Annotated in this window: 16 protein-coding genes; 13 read left to right on the forward strand and 3 right to left on the reverse strand. The window is 47.6% G+C overall.

Going from position 1 to position 16,631, the window contains the following annotated elements:
- Window position 1: 1 nt before the first annotated feature.
- The 6 genes from DWY89_RS06940 (at window position 2) to pheT (ending at window position 7,977) form a co-directional block, all read left to right on the forward strand.
- Window positions 2–265, forward strand: a complete 264-nt coding sequence (locus tag DWY89_RS06940; protein WP_182426641.1) for an acylphosphatase — start codon at window positions 2–4, stop codon at window positions 263–265.
- A 25-nt stretch (window positions 266–290) separates the two neighbouring features.
- Window positions 291–413, forward strand: coding sequence for a hypothetical protein (locus DWY89_RS14725; protein ID WP_022360385.1), 123 nt, complete (start codon window positions 291–293; stop codon window positions 411–413).
- Window positions 414–580: 167 nt separating this feature from the next.
- The gene (yfcC, locus tag DWY89_RS06945) at window positions 581–2,101 is read left to right on the forward strand and encodes a putative basic amino acid antiporter YfcC (RefSeq protein WP_118468203.1); all 1,521 of its coding nucleotides are present in this window, start codon (window positions 581–583) and stop codon (window positions 2,099–2,101) included.
- 86 nt (window positions 2,102–2,187) lie between these two features.
- Window positions 2,188–3,336 (forward strand): beta-aspartyl-peptidase, encoded by a 1,149-nt coding sequence (iadA, locus tag DWY89_RS06950; RefSeq protein WP_118523943.1) that lies wholly within the window; start codon window positions 2,188–2,190, stop codon window positions 3,334–3,336.
- A 1,156-nt stretch (window positions 3,337–4,492) separates the two neighbouring features.
- The gene (gene pheS / locus DWY89_RS06965) at window positions 4,493–5,536 is read left to right on the forward strand and encodes a phenylalanine--tRNA ligase subunit alpha (protein ID WP_022359088.1); all 1,044 of its coding nucleotides are present in this window, start codon (window positions 4,493–4,495) and stop codon (window positions 5,534–5,536) included.
- Between the two features lie 20 nt (window positions 5,537–5,556).
- The gene (gene pheT, locus DWY89_RS06970) at window positions 5,557–7,977 is read left to right on the forward strand and encodes a phenylalanine--tRNA ligase subunit beta (RefSeq protein ID WP_118524516.1); all 2,421 of its coding nucleotides are present in this window, start codon (window positions 5,557–5,559) and stop codon (window positions 7,975–7,977) included.
- Window positions 7,978–8,218: 241 nt separating this feature from the next.
- Here pheT and DWY89_RS06975 read toward each other — a convergent pair whose 3' ends face one another.
- Complete coding sequence (locus tag DWY89_RS06975) at window positions 8,219–9,160, reverse strand: ion transporter (protein ID WP_182434522.1); 942 nt, start codon at window positions 9,158–9,160, stop codon at window positions 8,219–8,221.
- Window positions 9,161–9,578: 418 nt separating this feature from the next.
- Here DWY89_RS06975 and DWY89_RS06980 point away from each other — a divergent pair, with 418 nt between their 5' ends.
- From DWY89_RS06980 to yqeB, 7 genes are all read left to right on the forward strand, one after another.
- Window positions 9,579–9,929: an arsenate reductase family protein gene (locus tag DWY89_RS06980; protein WP_022359085.1), complete on the forward strand. Its 351-nt coding sequence runs from the start codon at window positions 9,579–9,581 to the stop codon at window positions 9,927–9,929.
- The gene (yqeC, locus tag DWY89_RS06985; RefSeq protein ID WP_243022782.1) at window positions 9,908–10,813 is read left to right on the forward strand and encodes a selenium cofactor biosynthesis protein YqeC; all 906 of its coding nucleotides are present in this window, start codon (window positions 9,908–9,910) and stop codon (window positions 10,811–10,813) included. Before DWY89_RS06980 ends, yqeC begins: the two co-directional genes overlap by 22 nt.
- Before the next feature lie 5 nt (window positions 10,814–10,818).
- Window positions 10,819–11,853 (forward strand): selenide, water dikinase SelD, encoded by a 1,035-nt coding sequence (selD, locus tag DWY89_RS06990; RefSeq protein ID WP_118524517.1) that lies wholly within the window; start codon window positions 10,819–10,821, stop codon window positions 11,851–11,853.
- 12 nt (window positions 11,854–11,865) lie between these two features.
- Window positions 11,866–12,483 (forward strand): sulfurtransferase-like selenium metabolism protein YedF, encoded by a 618-nt coding sequence (yedF, locus tag DWY89_RS06995; RefSeq protein ID WP_022359082.1) that lies wholly within the window; start codon window positions 11,866–11,868, stop codon window positions 12,481–12,483.
- A complete protein-coding gene (locus tag DWY89_RS07000) occupies window positions 12,480–13,619 on the forward strand; it encodes an aminotransferase class V-fold PLP-dependent enzyme (protein ID WP_118468193.1) in 1,140 nt (379 codons plus the stop codon). Before yedF ends, DWY89_RS07000 begins: the two co-directional genes overlap by 4 nt.
- A gap of 16 nt (window positions 13,620–13,635) precedes the next feature.
- Entirely contained in the window at window positions 13,636–13,866 is a 231-nt protein-coding gene (locus tag DWY89_RS07005) for a DUF3343 domain-containing protein (RefSeq protein WP_118522642.1), read from the forward strand.
- A gap of 114 nt (window positions 13,867–13,980) precedes the next feature.
- On the forward strand, window positions 13,981–14,796 hold the full coding sequence (yqeB, locus tag DWY89_RS07010) for a selenium-dependent molybdenum cofactor biosynthesis protein YqeB (RefSeq protein WP_118293485.1): 816 nt from the start codon (window positions 13,981–13,983) through the stop codon (window positions 14,794–14,796).
- 234 nt (window positions 14,797–15,030) lie between these two features.
- Here yqeB and DWY89_RS07015 read toward each other — a convergent pair whose 3' ends face one another.
- Together DWY89_RS07015 and DWY89_RS07020 are read right to left on the reverse strand one after the other, a co-directional pair.
- A complete protein-coding gene (locus DWY89_RS07015; protein WP_118524518.1) occupies window positions 15,031–16,080 on the reverse strand; it encodes a transglutaminase domain-containing protein in 1,050 nt (349 codons plus the stop codon).
- A 30-nt stretch (window positions 16,081–16,110) separates the two neighbouring features.
- Window positions 16,111–16,380, reverse strand: a complete 270-nt coding sequence (locus tag DWY89_RS07020; protein WP_118524519.1) for a hypothetical protein — start codon at window positions 16,378–16,380, stop codon at window positions 16,111–16,113.
- Between the last annotated feature and the right edge of the window lie 251 nt (window positions 16,381–16,631).

Here is a 16,631-nt window from a genome sequence, read left to right on the forward strand (position 1 = left end):
TATGGTACGAAAACACATCTTTTTTTCAGGTGATGTCCAGGGCGTCGGCTTCCGCTACCGCTCCTTTTATATCGCCCAGTCCCTTGGCCTGGCCGGCTGGGTGGAGAACCTGTGGGACGGAAGAGTGGAGATGGAAGTGCAGGGAAGCGAAGCTTCCATTCGGGAAATGTTAGATCGGATTCAGCAACAGAGATGGATCAACGTGGCGGATATGGAGATCACAGAGATTCCCTGTGAAGAAGAAAGAGGATTTAAGATAAGATAGAGATAAAAATGAGGGGGATGTTACTATGTTTATCAATTTTTCCAATCATCCAAGCAGACTTTGGGCAGAGGAAGAGAGAAATGCGGCTCTTCAGTATGGAACGATTGAGGATCTGGCCTTTCCGCAGGTTCCGGAAGGCGCAGTCTAATCACTGGCTAAGCCAGTGGTCATGATTTGCATTACCAGAGCCAATTCCATTTTTGGGTGTATAAAAATACAGGAAAATGACAAAAAACATGTAAATTTTTAGTTGGCTTTTTAGCATTCTATGGTACACTAATATGGTACATCAAAAAATGGGAGGAAGACTCAAAAATGAGCAAAAAAGAAGAAAAAGGGCTAAAGTCCTTTAACAAGGGATTCCAAGTGCCAGATACCTACATTATTATCTTTTTAGTAGTCGTTATCGCAGCACTTCTGACATTTCTTGTACCAAAGGGATTTTACGAAACACAGGATATTTCATATATGATCAATGGTGTTGAGAAAACCCGTACAGTAATCAAGGACGGAAGTTTCCAGTATCTGACAGATGATGCAGGAAATGTAGTAACAGAAGGAGTAGCACTCTTTAGCGGAGATGGTGGAACAGGATTCTTCAACTATATGTATAACGGAATCGTAAATAGTTCTGCAATCGAGATTATCGCATTCCTTATGGTAGTAGGTGGTGCATTTGGTATCATGATCCGTACAGGTGCGATTGAATCTGGATTGATCGGATTGATCCGTAAGGCCAAGGGAGCAGAAAAACTACTGATTCCGATACTTTTCGTACTGTTTTCTCTTGGTGGAGCAGTTTTCGGAATGGGAGAAGAAGCGCTTCCGTTTACTATGATTCTTTGTCCGTTGTTTGTAGCAGTTGGATATGATTCAGTTATCGCAGTTCTTGTTACTTATGTTGCCACACAGATTGGTTTCGGTTCATCTTGGATGAATCCGTTCTCTGTAGGCATTGCACAGGGTATTGCAGGTATTGACGTATTCTCCGGTGCAGGATTCCGTATGGTAATGTGGGTCGTATTTACAGCACTCGGCTGTGGAATGACTATGTTCTATGCATCAAAGATTAAAAAGAATCCGACAATCTCAATCGCATATAAGACGGATTCATATTTCCGTGAGCAGAATGAAACAACAGGAATTGACGAAGGACATTCATTTGGTCTTGGACACATTTTAGTCCTTCTGACACTGGCTGTTACAGTAGTATGGGTAGTTTGGGGAGTTATGACTCAGGGATACTACATGCCGGAGATTGCAACACAGTTCTTTATTATGGGAATTGTTTCCGGTGTGTTTGGAGTTATCTTTAAACTGAATGATATGAAACTGAATGATATTGCAACATCTTTCAAAGATGGAGCAAAAGACCTGATCGGTGCTGCCCTTGTCGTTGCTATGGCACAGGGAATCATGCAGGTTCTTGGTGGTTCTGATCCGACAACACCTACAGTTATTAATACAATTATGTATAATATTTCAAATGCATTGTCTGGAGTTTCCGGAGCAGTTGCAGCCGTACTTATGTATCTGTTCCAGTCCGTATTTAACTTCTTCGTTGTATCCGGAACAGGACAGGCTGCCATCACAATGCCGATCATGGCTCCGCTGTCAGACCTGTTAGGTGTTTCGCGTCAGACAGCTGTAGTTGCATTCCAGCTTGGTGATGCATTTACAAACCTGATTGTTCCTACATCCGGATGCTTGATTGGATCTCTTGCAATTGCAAAGATTGAGTGGTCTAACTGGATTAAATTTATGTGGAAATTCCTTGGCGTCTTAATGATTGGTGCAATCATTACAGTTCTTGTTGCAGTTGGAATTGGATTCTAAAATATGTATTTTATCTCAGTCGAGAAGACTCCCACCTCTTTTGGTGGCGAGTAATAGCAAATTTGTCTTAGTGGGAGTGATTTGTGATGAAATTAATTCAGAATATTGATGTTTATGCTCCACAGCATCTGGGGAAAAAAGATGTACTTATAATCAATGATAAGATTGTTAAGATTAAAGATGCGGGTTCTATATCCGCAGACGGATTTCTTTCTGAGGCAGAAAGGATCAATGGAGAGGGGCTACTTTTAACTCCGGGATTCATTGATAGTCATGTTCATGTACTCGGAGGCGGTGGCGAAGGCGGATTCGCCAATCGTACTCCGGAAGCAACCATGGAAGGACTTACGAAGTTTGGAGTGACAACCGTTGTTGGCTGCCTTGGAACAGATGGAATCGGTCGTGATATGTGTGCACTGGTTGCAAAGACAAAAGGATTGAATGAGCAGGGAATGTCTGCATACTGTTATACCGGAAGTTATCAGATTCCGGTCCGCACGTTGACTGACAGTATTGTGAAAGATATTATGATGATTCAGGAAATCATTGGAACGGGAGAAATCGCGATCTCTGATCATCGTTCTTCACAGCCGACTTTCGAGGAATTTGCACGTGTCATTGCGGATACAAGGCTTGGTGGTGTTCTTTCCGGGAAAGCTGGCATTGTAAATGTTCATCTGGGCGATAGTCCGAGATGCTTAGATCTGATTGAACGAGTAGTCGATGAGACAGAGATACCGGCAACTCAAATACTGCCAACACATATCAATCGAAATGAGATGCTTTTTGGCAAGTCGATTGAGTATGCACTGAAAGGCGGAGCAGTAGACTTTACTGGAAATGAAGATATGGACTATTGGGAAACTATCTGTGATGAGGTACGTGTATGTAATGGTATCAAACGGATGTTAGATGCAGGAGTAAATCCTGACCGCATAACAATTTCTTCTGACGGGCAGGGAAGCCTTCCGATGTACAGTAGTGATGGCAAATTCCTTGGAATGGGCGTTGGACAGTCCAGCTGCCTTCTGAAGGAAGTAAAGGAATGTGTATTTAAAACAGAAATTCCTTTAGAAATAGCAATTTCTACAATTACATCGAATCCAGCAGATATTCTTTGTCTTAAGGAAAAAGGTAAGGTTGAAGAGGGCTATGATGCGGATCTTTGTATTCTCGACCAGGAACTTCAGCTTGTTGAAGTGATTGCAAAAGGGAATACAGTTTATAAAAAATAAAGGATATCAGATGTGAGAAGCATCAGTCACTTAGTTGGCTGGTGCTTTTTTGCGTGCTTATACAGTTGATAAAATGATAACCTTGCATAAAAAGAGATGCTGTCTACTGGTAGAATTAAAAAGAAAAAAAGTTGTTGACATACACCACAAATATAATTACACATTCTAAATGTTTGAATTGTAATTATTCTATATGATAGAAGAAGGAGATAAATAATAAATGGATGATTCCTTTCACTACTTGGGAGAGTTATTCTTTTATCTATTTAAGCGACCAACTTAAGGCAAAGTTGACGGTATATCGGACGTTTTGTCCGAAACCATAGCCTGATCCCTTCTTTTACATACGACAGTATGCCTGAGATACCTTTAGCCAGCCGATAATAGCTGAAATGGATTTTTTCTTTTATAGGGTCTGCTTTCTGTATGATTGCAACCTTCAGGGCATGCGTTTCTGATTTCATGGACATATGTGCCAGAAATGCCATGCACAGGGTAATATAAAAATTTAGGGCATTGATTGCAGTGAGCTTCCTTACACGGAAGTTTTCAAACTGAAACATCTGCTTTTTTAGAGGTTTCTGGGCTTTGTGCTTGCAAAATGCTTGCAGTAAGTAAAATTTCTTATAATTTGAAAATACCAAGATGAAAATATCAATGAAAATATCAAGGAAAGAAAGCCCTTGACATTTCCCACCAACATGCCTAAAATAATAAACAGATTGCATACATGAGATCAATCAAACCAAACAAACCAAAAGCTATGATCGTGTTCTATAAGATACTGTTTCCGGTCAGAGAGAAGAGGTCAGCGGCTGTGAGCCTTTTTCCGTTCAGACAGATATCCGAATTTCCCACGGGAGCTGCATTGCTGAAATTTAGAGTAGGCATTGCCGTCTGGTGTACGTTACATACCGGAAAGTGTCTGTGGCAGACGAAAAAATGACCTGCCGACAGAAAGCTGGGTGGTACCGCGGTATAGATATGATCGTCCCTTTGCACGTTTTGTGCGAAGGGATTTTTTTATGTCCTGTCGCAAGCGACCGCGCGAGACGCCCGAATGTGCCAGAGAACATCCTTTATGCACAAATTCGTGTCCACAAGTTAAAGCAATATCAAGATAAAAAGCAACAAAAGTAATAGAAGGAGAGAAATCATGCAGGATTTAAAAGAACTGAATGAAGTGATCACTGCGATCAAAGAAGAAATCCGCCAGGGTGCGGATGCTCTGACGACTTCCAAGAGTGTCTATGAGTTTAAGAAGACCTTTCTGGATAATAAGCAGGGCAGAATTGGTCTGCTGATGAAAGAAATGCGCAATGTTGCCAATGACCAGAAAGCGGAATTTGGTAAGACTATCAACGGCGCCAAGGAGTGGGCAAACAATTTCTTTGACGAGCTGGATCAGAAATTAAAGGAGAAAGAGCAGCAGCAGCGCTATGAATCGGAGAAGATTGATATCACGATGCCGCCGGTTAAAATCCGTTACGGTAATCTGCATCCGGTTACGACGGTCCGCAATCAGCTGACGGATATCTTCACCTCTATGGGATTTGAGGTATATGAGGGAACCGAGATCGAGACTGATTATTATAACTTTACGGCTTTAAATACACCTCAGGATCATCCGGCACGCGATATGCAGGATACATTCTACCTGTCTCCGGAGTTCTTGCTCCGTACCCAGACATCGGCTGGACAGGTTCATGTCATGGAAGCGAAAAAACCGCCGATCAAGGTTGTTTCCCCGGGTAAAGTATTCCGTTCTGATGATGATGCGACCCATTCTCCGATGTTCAGCCAGATGGAAGGCCTGGTTGTTGATGAGGGCATCACCCTGTGTGATTTAAAGGGTATGCTGGATATGTTTGTTCAGAGAATTTTCGGTGAGCAGACAAAAACGAGACTTCGTCCGTCCTATTTCCCGTTCACGGAGCCGTCTGTTGAGGTCGATGTAAGCTGCTTCCAGTGCGGCGGCAAGGGCTGCCGTCTGTGCAAGGAAACAGGCTGGATCGAGGTTCTCGGCGCTGGTGTGGTAAATAAGAAGGTACTGGAAAACTGCGGCATTGATTCCAATAAATATAGTGGATTCGCATTCGGATTGGGTCTGGAGCGTATCGCAATGCTGAAATACGGCATCAACAACATCAAGATGCTTTTTGAGTCTGATCTGCGTGTGCTGGATCAGATCGATGACTGATCAGGACAGGAGGATTAGAAATGCTTGTACCGTTAAGCTGGTTAAAAGATTATGTAGATATTAATATTTCCGCAGATGAGCTGGAGAAGAAGCTTTTTGACTGTGGATTTGAGGTAGAAGAAAAATGGCAGGTTGGCAAGGATATCAGCGGCATCGTCGTTGGTTATGTTGACTCCTGTGAGCCGATTCCGGAAACACATCTTCATGTGTGCCAGGTCAATGTAGGTGGTCCGGAACTCTTACAGATCTGCTGTGGCGCTGACAATGTAAAAGCTGGCGGAAAATTCCCAGTTGCCATGATTGGCGCGAAAGTATATGCAACTGCAAAAGATCATGTGACGATCGAGGGCGTGGCCACCATTAAAAAGGGTAAATTGAGAGGTTATGAGTCCCAGGGTATGCTGTGTTCCGGTACCGAGCTTGGCTTAAACGAGGATCTGTATCCGGGTGCTGGTTACAACGGATTGCTGGTTCTGCCGGAGGATGCGGAAATTGGTTCGGATGTCAAAGAGCTGACCGGCTTAAATGACTGGATCTTCGATGTTTCTATCACGGCAAACCGTCCGGACTGCCAGAGTATTTTCGGTCTGGCAAGAGAGGTTGCCGCCGCACTGGGCGAGCCGCTCAAGACACCGGCACTGGATTACACTGAGACAGAAGTTGAGAAAGAAGGCTTCAACGTAACGGTAGAGGCACAGGATCTTTGCCCTCGTTACATTGCACACTATGTATATGACGTAAAACTGGGTCAGTCCCCGGCATGGATGAGACGACGTCTGGCTTTGGTAGGGAATAATTCCATTTCCAATATTGTTGATATTACAAACTATATCATGCGTGAGTTAGGTCAGCCGCTTCATGCGTTTGACTGCGATTATCTGGAGGGCAATGCGATCAACGTAAGACGCGCGGCCGAGGGCGAGAAGATCGTGACGCTGGATGAGAAAGAATTTACCTTAAATCCGAACAATCTGGTTATCTGCGACGGCAAAAAGCCGGTAGCACTTGCCGGAATCATGGGTGGTTTAAATTCTGAGATCCGTGATACCACGACGGAAGTGATGTTTGAGGCAGCTAAATTTGCCCGTGACAACATCCGCAGAAGCTCCCGTGCATTAGGACAGGGATCCGACGCGAGCCAGCGATATTCTAAGGGTGTCGATGAGTACACAACCGAGATGGCGATGAAACGTGTCCTGCACCTGGTTGAGGAGCTGGGAGTTGGTAAGATTTCCAAGACCCATAAAAATGTAAATACCGGAAACTCCTTAGAGCCGACTACCTTCAAGACAAGTGTTAAGAAGGTAAACGCTGTTCTGGGTATTACCGTTCCGGACGAGGATATTTTACGCATCCTGACTGGCTTAAACTTCCAGCCGGAGATCAACGGCGACGAACTGACCATGCATTTCCCGGCATACCGCGAGGATATGGAAGATTATCCGGATGTTGCCGAGGAAGTGATCCGTATGTACGGCTACGATCACATCACATCGACCTTCATGCCGAGTGCTAAGGTGACGATCGGTGGAAGCAACCTGCGTCAGAGAACAATTCTGAAAGTAAAGAGAACGCTGTGCAGTGTTGGCGCATTTGAGGGAATCCACTATTCCTTCTTCTCCCCGTCGGATCTGGATGAAATGGGATTTGCAGAGGACGCGCCAGAGCGCAGGGCGATCCGCATCATGAATCCGATCAACGAGGATCTGTCCCTGATGAGAACAACACTGGCACCGCAGATGATTCATGCGATGGGACGCAACCAGAAGAGAGGCATCTTCGAGGGACGTATCTTCGAGATTGGAAATGCATTTATTCCGAAGTCCTTGCCTCTGACGGAATATCCGGAAGAGCGAGAGACGCTGTGCATCGGTGCATTTGGTAAGGAAGAGTCCTTCTTTACCTTAAAGGGAATGGCAGAGGCAGTTGCCAATGTTTTAAATATTACTTTTAACTATGAAAAAGCAGAGAAACCGTTCCTGCATCCGTATCAGACCGCAGCGATCTTCTGCGAGGGCGAGGAGATTGGTTACCTCGGTAAGGTAAAATATGAGATCATGAAGGAAGAGGCAATGCGCGAAGATGCGTATGTGTTGGAGATCAGCATGAAAGCGCTGGAGAAATGGTATGGAAAAGCCAAAGTATTTGAGCCGCTTCCAAAATTCCCGGAGGAAAAACGTGATCTGGCGCTGGTTATGGACAAAGACATCACCTGCGGACAGGTTGAGGGCTGTATCCGCGAGGCTTGTGCTTACGTCAAGGATGTTAGCCTGTTCGACGTATACGAGGGCAGACAGATCGCAGCCGATAAGAAATCGATGGCATTTACCGTTCTCTTCACTCCGAAGGAAGAGGCGTTCAAGGCAGATACCGTTGACGGATATGTCAAGAAAGTGCTGAAACAGCTGAATAAGATGTATGGAATTGAGCTGAGAAGCTGATTTTGAAGAAAAGAAAAGGCTGCTGTCCAGAGAGAGAAACTTTGGACGGCAGTCTTTTTGTGTAATAGGAAATTCCTTGGAATTCCCTATTACACAAAAAGGCACTAACGTGCCAATGATGCGCACTCGCGCGAAGCAGAAACATGTCGCAAGCGACCGCGCTCGGCGCGAGAATGTGCCAAGGCACATTCTTTTTCACGTTCATAAAATGTTCACAAAAAATGTTTGATGATAAGTTTGATTACGCTTCATTTTCTATTCGTATAATCATAATATCATTTAATTTCAAAACCATATTTTTCTGCGGAAGCACCGACAGATCATCGCGCAGCACTAGAAATATCTTGATATTCTGCTCTTCTTCCATCTCTTCAATGGTTTTTCCGGCATATCGTTTATCGACGAAAACCTCGGCAATTTCCTGAATATCCGCGTCCTTCATGCTGGACAGGCTGCTCTTGCGCTGGTACTGTTCGACGAAACCGGCGCTGATGATACCGGTTGGGATCGCGACGGCACCGACTCCGAGGTAGGCGATGCAGATCGCCATCACGCGCCCAAGCGTTGTGACCGGGTAAATATCGCCGTAACCGACGGTCAGAAGTGTGGACATACTCCACCAGATACCGCTGAATGCATTGCGGAAAATATCCGGCTGAGCGTTGTGCTCGACACTATACATGCACATGCTGCTCGCCAGCATCAGCACCATGACGATAAACACAGAGGAAATGATCTGGTTCCGTTTTTCATAGAGTACGGTGGTAATGATGTTGAACGAGTCATATTTCGCATTGAGCCGGAACAGATGGAAAATCCGCGCCACGCGCAGCATACGGAAAATGATGAAGCCCGACAGAAAAAAGACAGGGATGATCGTCAGCAGATCCACCACTCCATCAAAGGAAATGAGAAAGCAGAACCGGGCGCGTCCCGGTGTTTTTTCTGGATAGAGATAGTCGGCAGTCCAGATGCGTAGCGCGTATTCAATACAGAAAATCAGGACACTGGCATGTTCCAGCATGGTAAACAGACCACCGAAGGATGTTAATTGATCGAATGTTTCCAGAAACGTGACAATGATATTGCAGATGATCGTGAAGGTGATGAAAATATCGAATGCACGGCTGATACGGTTGCTCTTGTCGCCGATCTGGATGATGTTAAATATTTTTTCTTTCATAGTGGATATTTTTATAATAATTTTTGGGTGAATGTGTTTCCCTGTTGGTATAAAAGAGGGGGGTATCTCAGTCGAGAAGATTCCTACCTCTTCAGGAGGTGAGTAATAGCAAATTTGTCTCAGTGGAAGCCTTGTCTCCGACTGAGATAAACGCTCCGCGAGGATGCGCAGTGATCCTGATAGGAATATGTCAGCTTCGCTGACCAGGATCACGCGCCAAGTCTCACGGACGTTCGACTTGAATATAGTTGCAGATATTATTATTGTATCATTTTCAGGCATCCCTTGCAATCTTTCTGGTGTCTGGGTATAATTTCCGTAGGTAATTTAAAAAGGTAAAATGCTTTGTTTAGAACGGTCGCATTTAAATATAGAAGGTGCCGTATAATAGCAAGCATGCTCACAAAGGAGGAATAAGATGCTGTTTATTTATTATCCAAAATGCAGTACCTGCCAGAAAGCGAAAAAATGGCTGGATGCACAGGAAATTTCATATACAGAGCGCCATATCGTGGAGGAAAATCCGACGTATGAGGAATTGAAGAAGTGGCAGGCGAGAAGCGGGCTGCCGATCAAGAAATTTTTCAATACGAGCGGGATGCTATATAAGGAAATGCAGTTAAAGGATAAGCTGCCGCAGATGAGCGAGGACGAACAGTTGAAGCTGCTTGCCACCAATGGGATGTTGGTAAAACGCCCTGTCATTGTGGATGGAGATACTGTTTTAACAGGATTTCGGGAGAAGGAATGGGAAGAGAAGCTGCGGTGATGGACTGGGAGCAGAAGTTTCCTTTCTTACGTGAAAAAGGACACGTGGTCTCGCTGATTGGCGGAGGCGGAAAGACGACGCTTCTGTATGCGCTGTCGGCGTACTGCACGGCGAAGGGATGGCGGGTGCTGACGACGACGACGACGCATATTCGGAAGCCGGTAAATGTGCCGTGGATTGCGGTAAATGAGGAAGAAAAGACTGCTTCGCTAGAATGTGAATCTAGTGAGTGTAAAACGTCTGTCGGTATAAAATGTGTGTGTGAAAATACCGCGTGGGAGAATGCCGGAAAAGAGCGCGATCGTCTCTGGCAGCAGGGAACCTACGTCGTAGCCGGAACCCCAGCCCCACACGAAAAATTGACAATTCTGCCAGAAGCGATTCGAAGCGAGTGGATTTCGGATGCAGATATCACATTTCTGGAGGCGGATGGCGCGAAATGTCTTCCGTGTAAATTCCCGGCGGCGCATGAGCCGGTGATACTGCCGCAGAGCGATATCGTGCTGGCGGTCGCGGGGCTGAGTGCCCTGTATCGTCCGCTGGGGGAGGTGTGCTTCCGGGCGGAACTGGCGATTGAGGCGTGGAACAGGGATGTGTGCGAGTATGGGGACGCAGCTTATCCCAAAGAAGGAAAAAGGCTGCTCAAAGAAGTGCCTATTTCGAAAGATACGTCTTTGACCCCAGAACTTCTGGCATGGCTTCTTGGTAGCGAAAACGGTGCCAGAAAAGATATATCGGGGCGTTCGTTTTTTGTGGTTCTAAACCAGGCGGACACGTCGGAGCGCCGGGAGGATGGCAGAAAGGTACTGGATATCCTGAAACATAGCTACGGAATTCAGGGAATTTTAACTTCCTTTTCAGGACCAGAACGAAATCAGGAGTGAGAGAGATGAGTGAGAAAAAGGATATCGTATTTTGTACGGGCGGAGGCTGTACGGCAAAGCTGGGAGCCGGTGTTTTAAGCCGCATTTTGGAAAAACTACCGCGCGGCGAGAAGGATCCGAATCTTTTAGTCGGATATGACAGCCGGGACGATGCGGCAGTGTATCAGGTCACGGAGGATCTGGCGCTGGTGCAGACGGTTGATTTCTTCCCGCCGATGGTGGACGATCCGTATATTTTTGGACAGGTTGCAGCGGCAAATGCGCTGAGCGACGTGTACGCGATGGGCGGTGAGGTCAAGACGGCGCTGAATCTGGTGTGTTTTCCGGAATCAATGGATTTGAATGTTCTGGGACAGATTTTACAGGGCGGCGCGGAGAAGGTGGCAGAAGCAGGCGGCATTCTCGCGGGCGGTCACTCGATCGCGGACACGGGCGTGAAATACGGTTTGTCCGTGACGGGACTGGTAAATCCGAAAAAGCTGTACGCCAATGATGCCGGACAGCCGGGCGACCGCCTGATTTTGACAAAGGCATTGGGGGTTGGGCTGATTTGTTCGGCAAACCGCGTCGGAGAAGTGACAAAAGAGCAGATGGACGGGGCGGTACAGTCGATGACGACGCTCAATAAAACAGCGGCGGAAATCAGCCGGAAGTACACGGTTCACGCGTGCACAGATGTGACTGGGTTTGGTTTTCTGGGGCATCTGCATGAAATGATGGGGCGCGGGCTGTCGTGCGAGATTGATGTGAACCATATTCCGGTGCTTCCGGGCGCACGTGAGTCGGCAGATGCGTTTTTATACACGGCGGCAGGACAGAGAAACCGCAACCATGTCGGGGCGGCGGTGCAGTTTGAAAATGTACCGTTTTCAATGGAAGAGGTCTTGTTTGACCCGCAGACCTCCGGCGGACTTCTGATGGCAGCTGCCCCGGATGAGGCGGAGAAACTGGAACAGGAGCTGCAGAACGCCGGGCTTCCGGCGCGGATCGTGGGAACGATCACGGAACCGGGAGAGATTGAAATTTTTGTACGAGGATAGGAGGAAACAGAAATGAAGAAAGTAGATGCAAGAGGAGACGCATGCCCGATTCCGGTCGTAAAGGCAAAACACGCGATAGAGGAACTTTCGGGTGCCGGACAGGTGGAAGTGCTGGTGGATAATGAGATTGCAGTTCAGAATCTGACGAAAATGGCAGAGCAGAAGGGCTATCAGAGCAGTGCAAAGAAGCTGGCGGATCAGGAATATCAGGTTATCTTTACGGTGGGTGAACAGACAGAAGAGGAAAAAGCACAGGCAGGAGCCGGATGCGAAGCCTGTATTCCGGACAGCCGTACCGATACCGTGGTTGTGATTGCCAATGATAAGATGGGCGAGGGCAGTGAGGAACTTGGAAAGACGCTTTTGAAGGCATTTACATTTGCCCTGACCCAGCAGGACAACTTGCCGAAAACCATTCTTTTCTATAACGGCGGAGCCAGTCTGACCTGTGAAGGATCTCCGATGCTGGAGGATCTGAAGACACTGGAGGCAGAAGGTGTGGAGATCCTGACCTGCGGCACCTGCCTGAATTTCTATGGTCTGACCGAGAAGCTGGCAGTCGGCGGTGTAACCAACATGTATGTCATCGCTGAAAAAATGCTGGGCGCTGGAAATGTGGTAAAACCATGATTTATATGGACAATGCGGCGACTTCGCGTCAAAAGCCGCTGCAGGTGGAACAGGCAGTCCTTGAGGCGCTTCGCACCGCAGGAAATCCGGGGCGCGGCGCGCATGAGGCAACCTTACATGCTTCAAGACTGGTGTACGGGGCACGTGCGGCAGCAGCAGAATTGTTTGATGCGGAAGATGCGTCGCGGATTGCCTTTACGGCAAACGCAACGGAGGCGCTGAACATAGCCATTTCCGGGCTGATTCGTCCGGGCGATCACGTGATCACGACGGTCTGTGAGCATAATTCGGTGCTGCGCCCTCTTTATCGTCTGCGTGATCAGGGAGCGATGCTTAGTTTTGTGGGTGTGGATGCGCGTGGAAATCTAAAATATGAAGAGTTGGAAGCATGTCTGCGCCCAGAGACGCGTGCGGTGGTAATTACCGGCGCGTCCAACGTGACAGGAAATGTGACGGATCTTTCCTATATTTCTTCGTTTGTTAAACGGAATGGACTGCTTCTGATTGTGGATGCGTCGCAGACTGCAGGGGAAGAATTGTTTTCCGTGCAGAAGCTCGGAATCGACGTGCTCTGTTTTACCGGGCATAAGGCGCTTCTGGGACCACAGGGAACCGGCGGGCTGTATGTGAAGCCGGGACTTTCGGTGGAACCACTTCTGGTTGGCGGCAGCGGCATTCACAGTTATGATGAACACCATCCGAAGGAAATGCCAACGGCACTCGAAGCCGGGACGCTCAATGTCCATGGTCTGGCGGGGCTGGCAGCAGGCATCCGTTACCGGATGGATCAGGGGATCGAGAAATTGCAGAAAAGGGAGCGGGATTTAACACGCCGTTTTTACGAACAGGTGAAGGAAATTCCGGGTATCATTGTGTATGGAGATCCGGCGGCAAAATGTCATGCGCCGATCGTCTCTCTCAACCTTGCCGGGGAAGATTCGGCACGTGTGGCGGATGCACTCTGGGAGGAATACGGCATCTGCGTCCGCGCGGGGGCACACTGTGCGCCGCTCATGCACCGGGCGCTTGGAACGGTCGGTCAGGGAGTGGTGCGGTTCAGTTTTTCGCATTTTAATACGGAAGAGGAGATTGAGAGGGCAGCAGAAGCAGTTCGGGCACTGGCAGAGGAAGCGTAGGGGAGAAATTGGTAGTATGAGAGAAAAACATCCATTTATCGTACTGTCCTTTCAGACAACTGTGGCGGCGATGGAATGGGAAAAACGATGTATGGAAACGGGCATTCCGGGACGTTTAATTCCACTTCCGAGGGAGATTTCTGCCGGCTGTGGTCTTGCGTGGCGGATGCGTCCGGAAGAGTGGGAGCAGTGGAGCGGACGGGTAGACACTTCTGTTTATGATAAGGTGTCGTGTGTGTGGCAGTAAAAAGAATTACTCTAAAAGTAGAAAACACAATCAAAGGAATTATTTGAAGAAGAAGCTGCATAAACAGGTAATGGAAATAATAGTAACAAAAGTGAGATAGGAGAAGGCATCCTCATGAAACGAGATGATTTAATTATTGTGCGCGGCGGCGGTGACCTGGCAACTGGAACGATTCATCGGCTCTGGGCGGCAGGGCTTCGGGTGCTGGTGCTGGAGATTGAAAATCCGGCGGCGATCCGGCGACAGGTAGCTCTGTGTGAGGCGGTTTATACAAAAACAACTGAGGTCGAGGGGCTTCGTGCTGTCCGGATTGATCGATATGAGGAGGCAGAAGCGGTCTGGCAGGAAAATAGCGTGCCGATTTTGATTGATCCGAAAGGCGTGTCGATTGGAGCGTTGAAACCGGCTGTTGTGATCGATGCGATTCTGGCAAAGCGAAATCTTGGAACCCGCCGGGATATGGCACCGCTCACGATTGCACTTGGTCCGGGCTTTACGGCGGGTGAGGATGTGGATGTTGTGGTGGAGACAAAGCGCGGTCACCGGCTGGGGCGAATTATCCGCGAGGGTGCGGCAATCCCGAATACGGGGATTCCGGGCGTGATCGGCGGATACGGTGCAGAGCGGGTGATTCACGCGCAGGCAGCGGGTATTTTCAAAAATGTGCGTGTGATCGGTGATATCGTTGAAGCCGGGGACACGATCGCGGAGATTTGGCAGGAGGACGGAACGAAACTTCTGGTTCAGACACAGATCACGGGCATTCTGCGAGGTCTTTTGCGGGATGGTTATCGGGTGACGGAACATTTCAAGGTAGCAGATGTCGATCCGAGAAAAGAGGAACTTTCCAACTGTTTTCTGATCTCGGACAAGGCGAGATGTATCGCGGGAAGTGTACTGGAGTTGGTGTGTGCCCAGTTATGGAAGTAAAAGAGAGACTATAGCAATAGTTCCTTTGAGAAAAATTCTAAGAAATTTCATCCTAATCATTGACGTATAGCAAAAAAACAGCGTAAAACTTTCTGGATAAGCTCCTTTGGCAGGCAGCTTTGATAAACATCAGGATCTGGTTTTGGAAGATGATCCCTATGATTGTTAGAATCTTCATGTCATAGGAAACTTCGTCCTATGACACAAAAATGCTCCGCGGAAAAGCACAGCGAACTATAAAGACGCTGTGCCTTCCGGGTTTTCTTCCCCTTCATTGGCTTCCTCCATGGTGACAATCGGCTGGATGGCCTCATCGGTGTAGCGGACGCGCAGAACTGCCTGCGGCCAGTTAAGCTTAATGAGAGCTGTTTTCTGCCGTTCTTTTCCGGCTTTTTCGATTAGGTCGAGCAGTTCACGCAGAACTTCCTTTGTCAGATAGCCGCCGCGCCAGTGAAACGTCAGTGTTTTTCCTTTTTTGGCCGCCTGTAAGGAGCGCTTGTAAACGTCCTCCTGTTTGGTAAAGGAAAGCTTCTTTTCTTTGTAGTAGAAATGATCGCTGTCCGTGCAGGCAGGCGCCGGGGCGATGAGCGGTTCGTGGTCGCGGAAGATCGCCTTGTCGTCGAGATTGAAGTAATCGTAGCGGATTTCCTCGCCGGTCTGGAGACATTTGCCGAGACTGTTGTCGAAGGTAGCGTCCAGATGGTAGTACGTTTTCCCGATCTTGACGATGTTCCAGGTATGGCGGTATTTGATGCCCTTTTCAGGGTTATTGCCGCAGAGCGCGATCATGCACCAGATGCCGAGCGTATCACAAAGAATTTTGACCGATTTGGCGATGCCCTCGCAGACGCCGACGCCCTGTCCCAGAGGTCCGATGATCTCATGGGAGTAGGGCTTTTTTAATTTGTCATAGTGAACGTGTTCGCAGATAAAATCGTGGATATAGCGTTCTTTTTCCAGTTCAGTCAGCTTCATTGCTGGGCGGGCAAGTTTTTCGACGCGGGCGCCCATCGCTTTCTGATGTTCGCGGATCTTGCCCTTGTCAAAGAGGTATTCCGGTATCAGGATCAGATTCGGGGAATCTGGGTAATACTTATATTTAAAGCCGGAAGCCCAGAAAATCTCCGGGTGATCGAGCCGCAGTTCAAAAAATACATTGCTTAAATCCTTTCCCTCCAGGCGCGGAATCTGAAATTCGTCGGAGAGATTGGTAAGCCCCTGCTGCATGGCGCGGTAGGCGGCTTGCTGGTTCTTGTTCATGTGATTATAGTAAAATGGTTCCATTTTGATATTCCTTTGTAACCTCTTTATATTTTAGTGTGATTCAGCCGCTTTCTCAATCTGCCCGGATTCCGGGTCAAACCAGACGCGATCGCACTCATCGATTCCGGCATCATAGAGTGCCTGATCCGCGGTGCGTATCGTGTATTCTGGATGCTCTGAGAGGTTTGCATTTTCAGTTGTGTCCAGCAGACGGACACAGACCATCGTTTCCTGTCCGTCCGGGCGTTCTTCACAGCCAAAATCGGCTTCGTATATTTCTAAAACCCGGCAAAGACGCGGGAATGTTTGATTGCTGTTCATTGTGTATATGCCTCATTCCATGGGAAAATTCCTGTTTTTGTCTTTTTAATTTTAGCAGAAGATGATAAGGCAGGCAAGTAGAGATGAAGGGGGGAAAAATAAATTAAATGCGAAGCCACGGCAAATTCCGTTACTGGGCATGATGCGTGAACAGTAACGATGGGGCGGCTGGGAAGAAAAGCGGGAGGGGGAGAAATTTGAGGAGAAAATTGCCGGCAGATACTTGTAATTCTAATAAAAACAGGTAGAAT

The sequence above is a fragment of the Clostridium sp. AF27-5AA genome, from assembly GCF_003478415.1.
Classification (GTDB): domain Bacteria; phylum Bacillota; class Clostridia; order Lachnospirales; family Lachnospiraceae; genus Otoolea; species Otoolea fessa.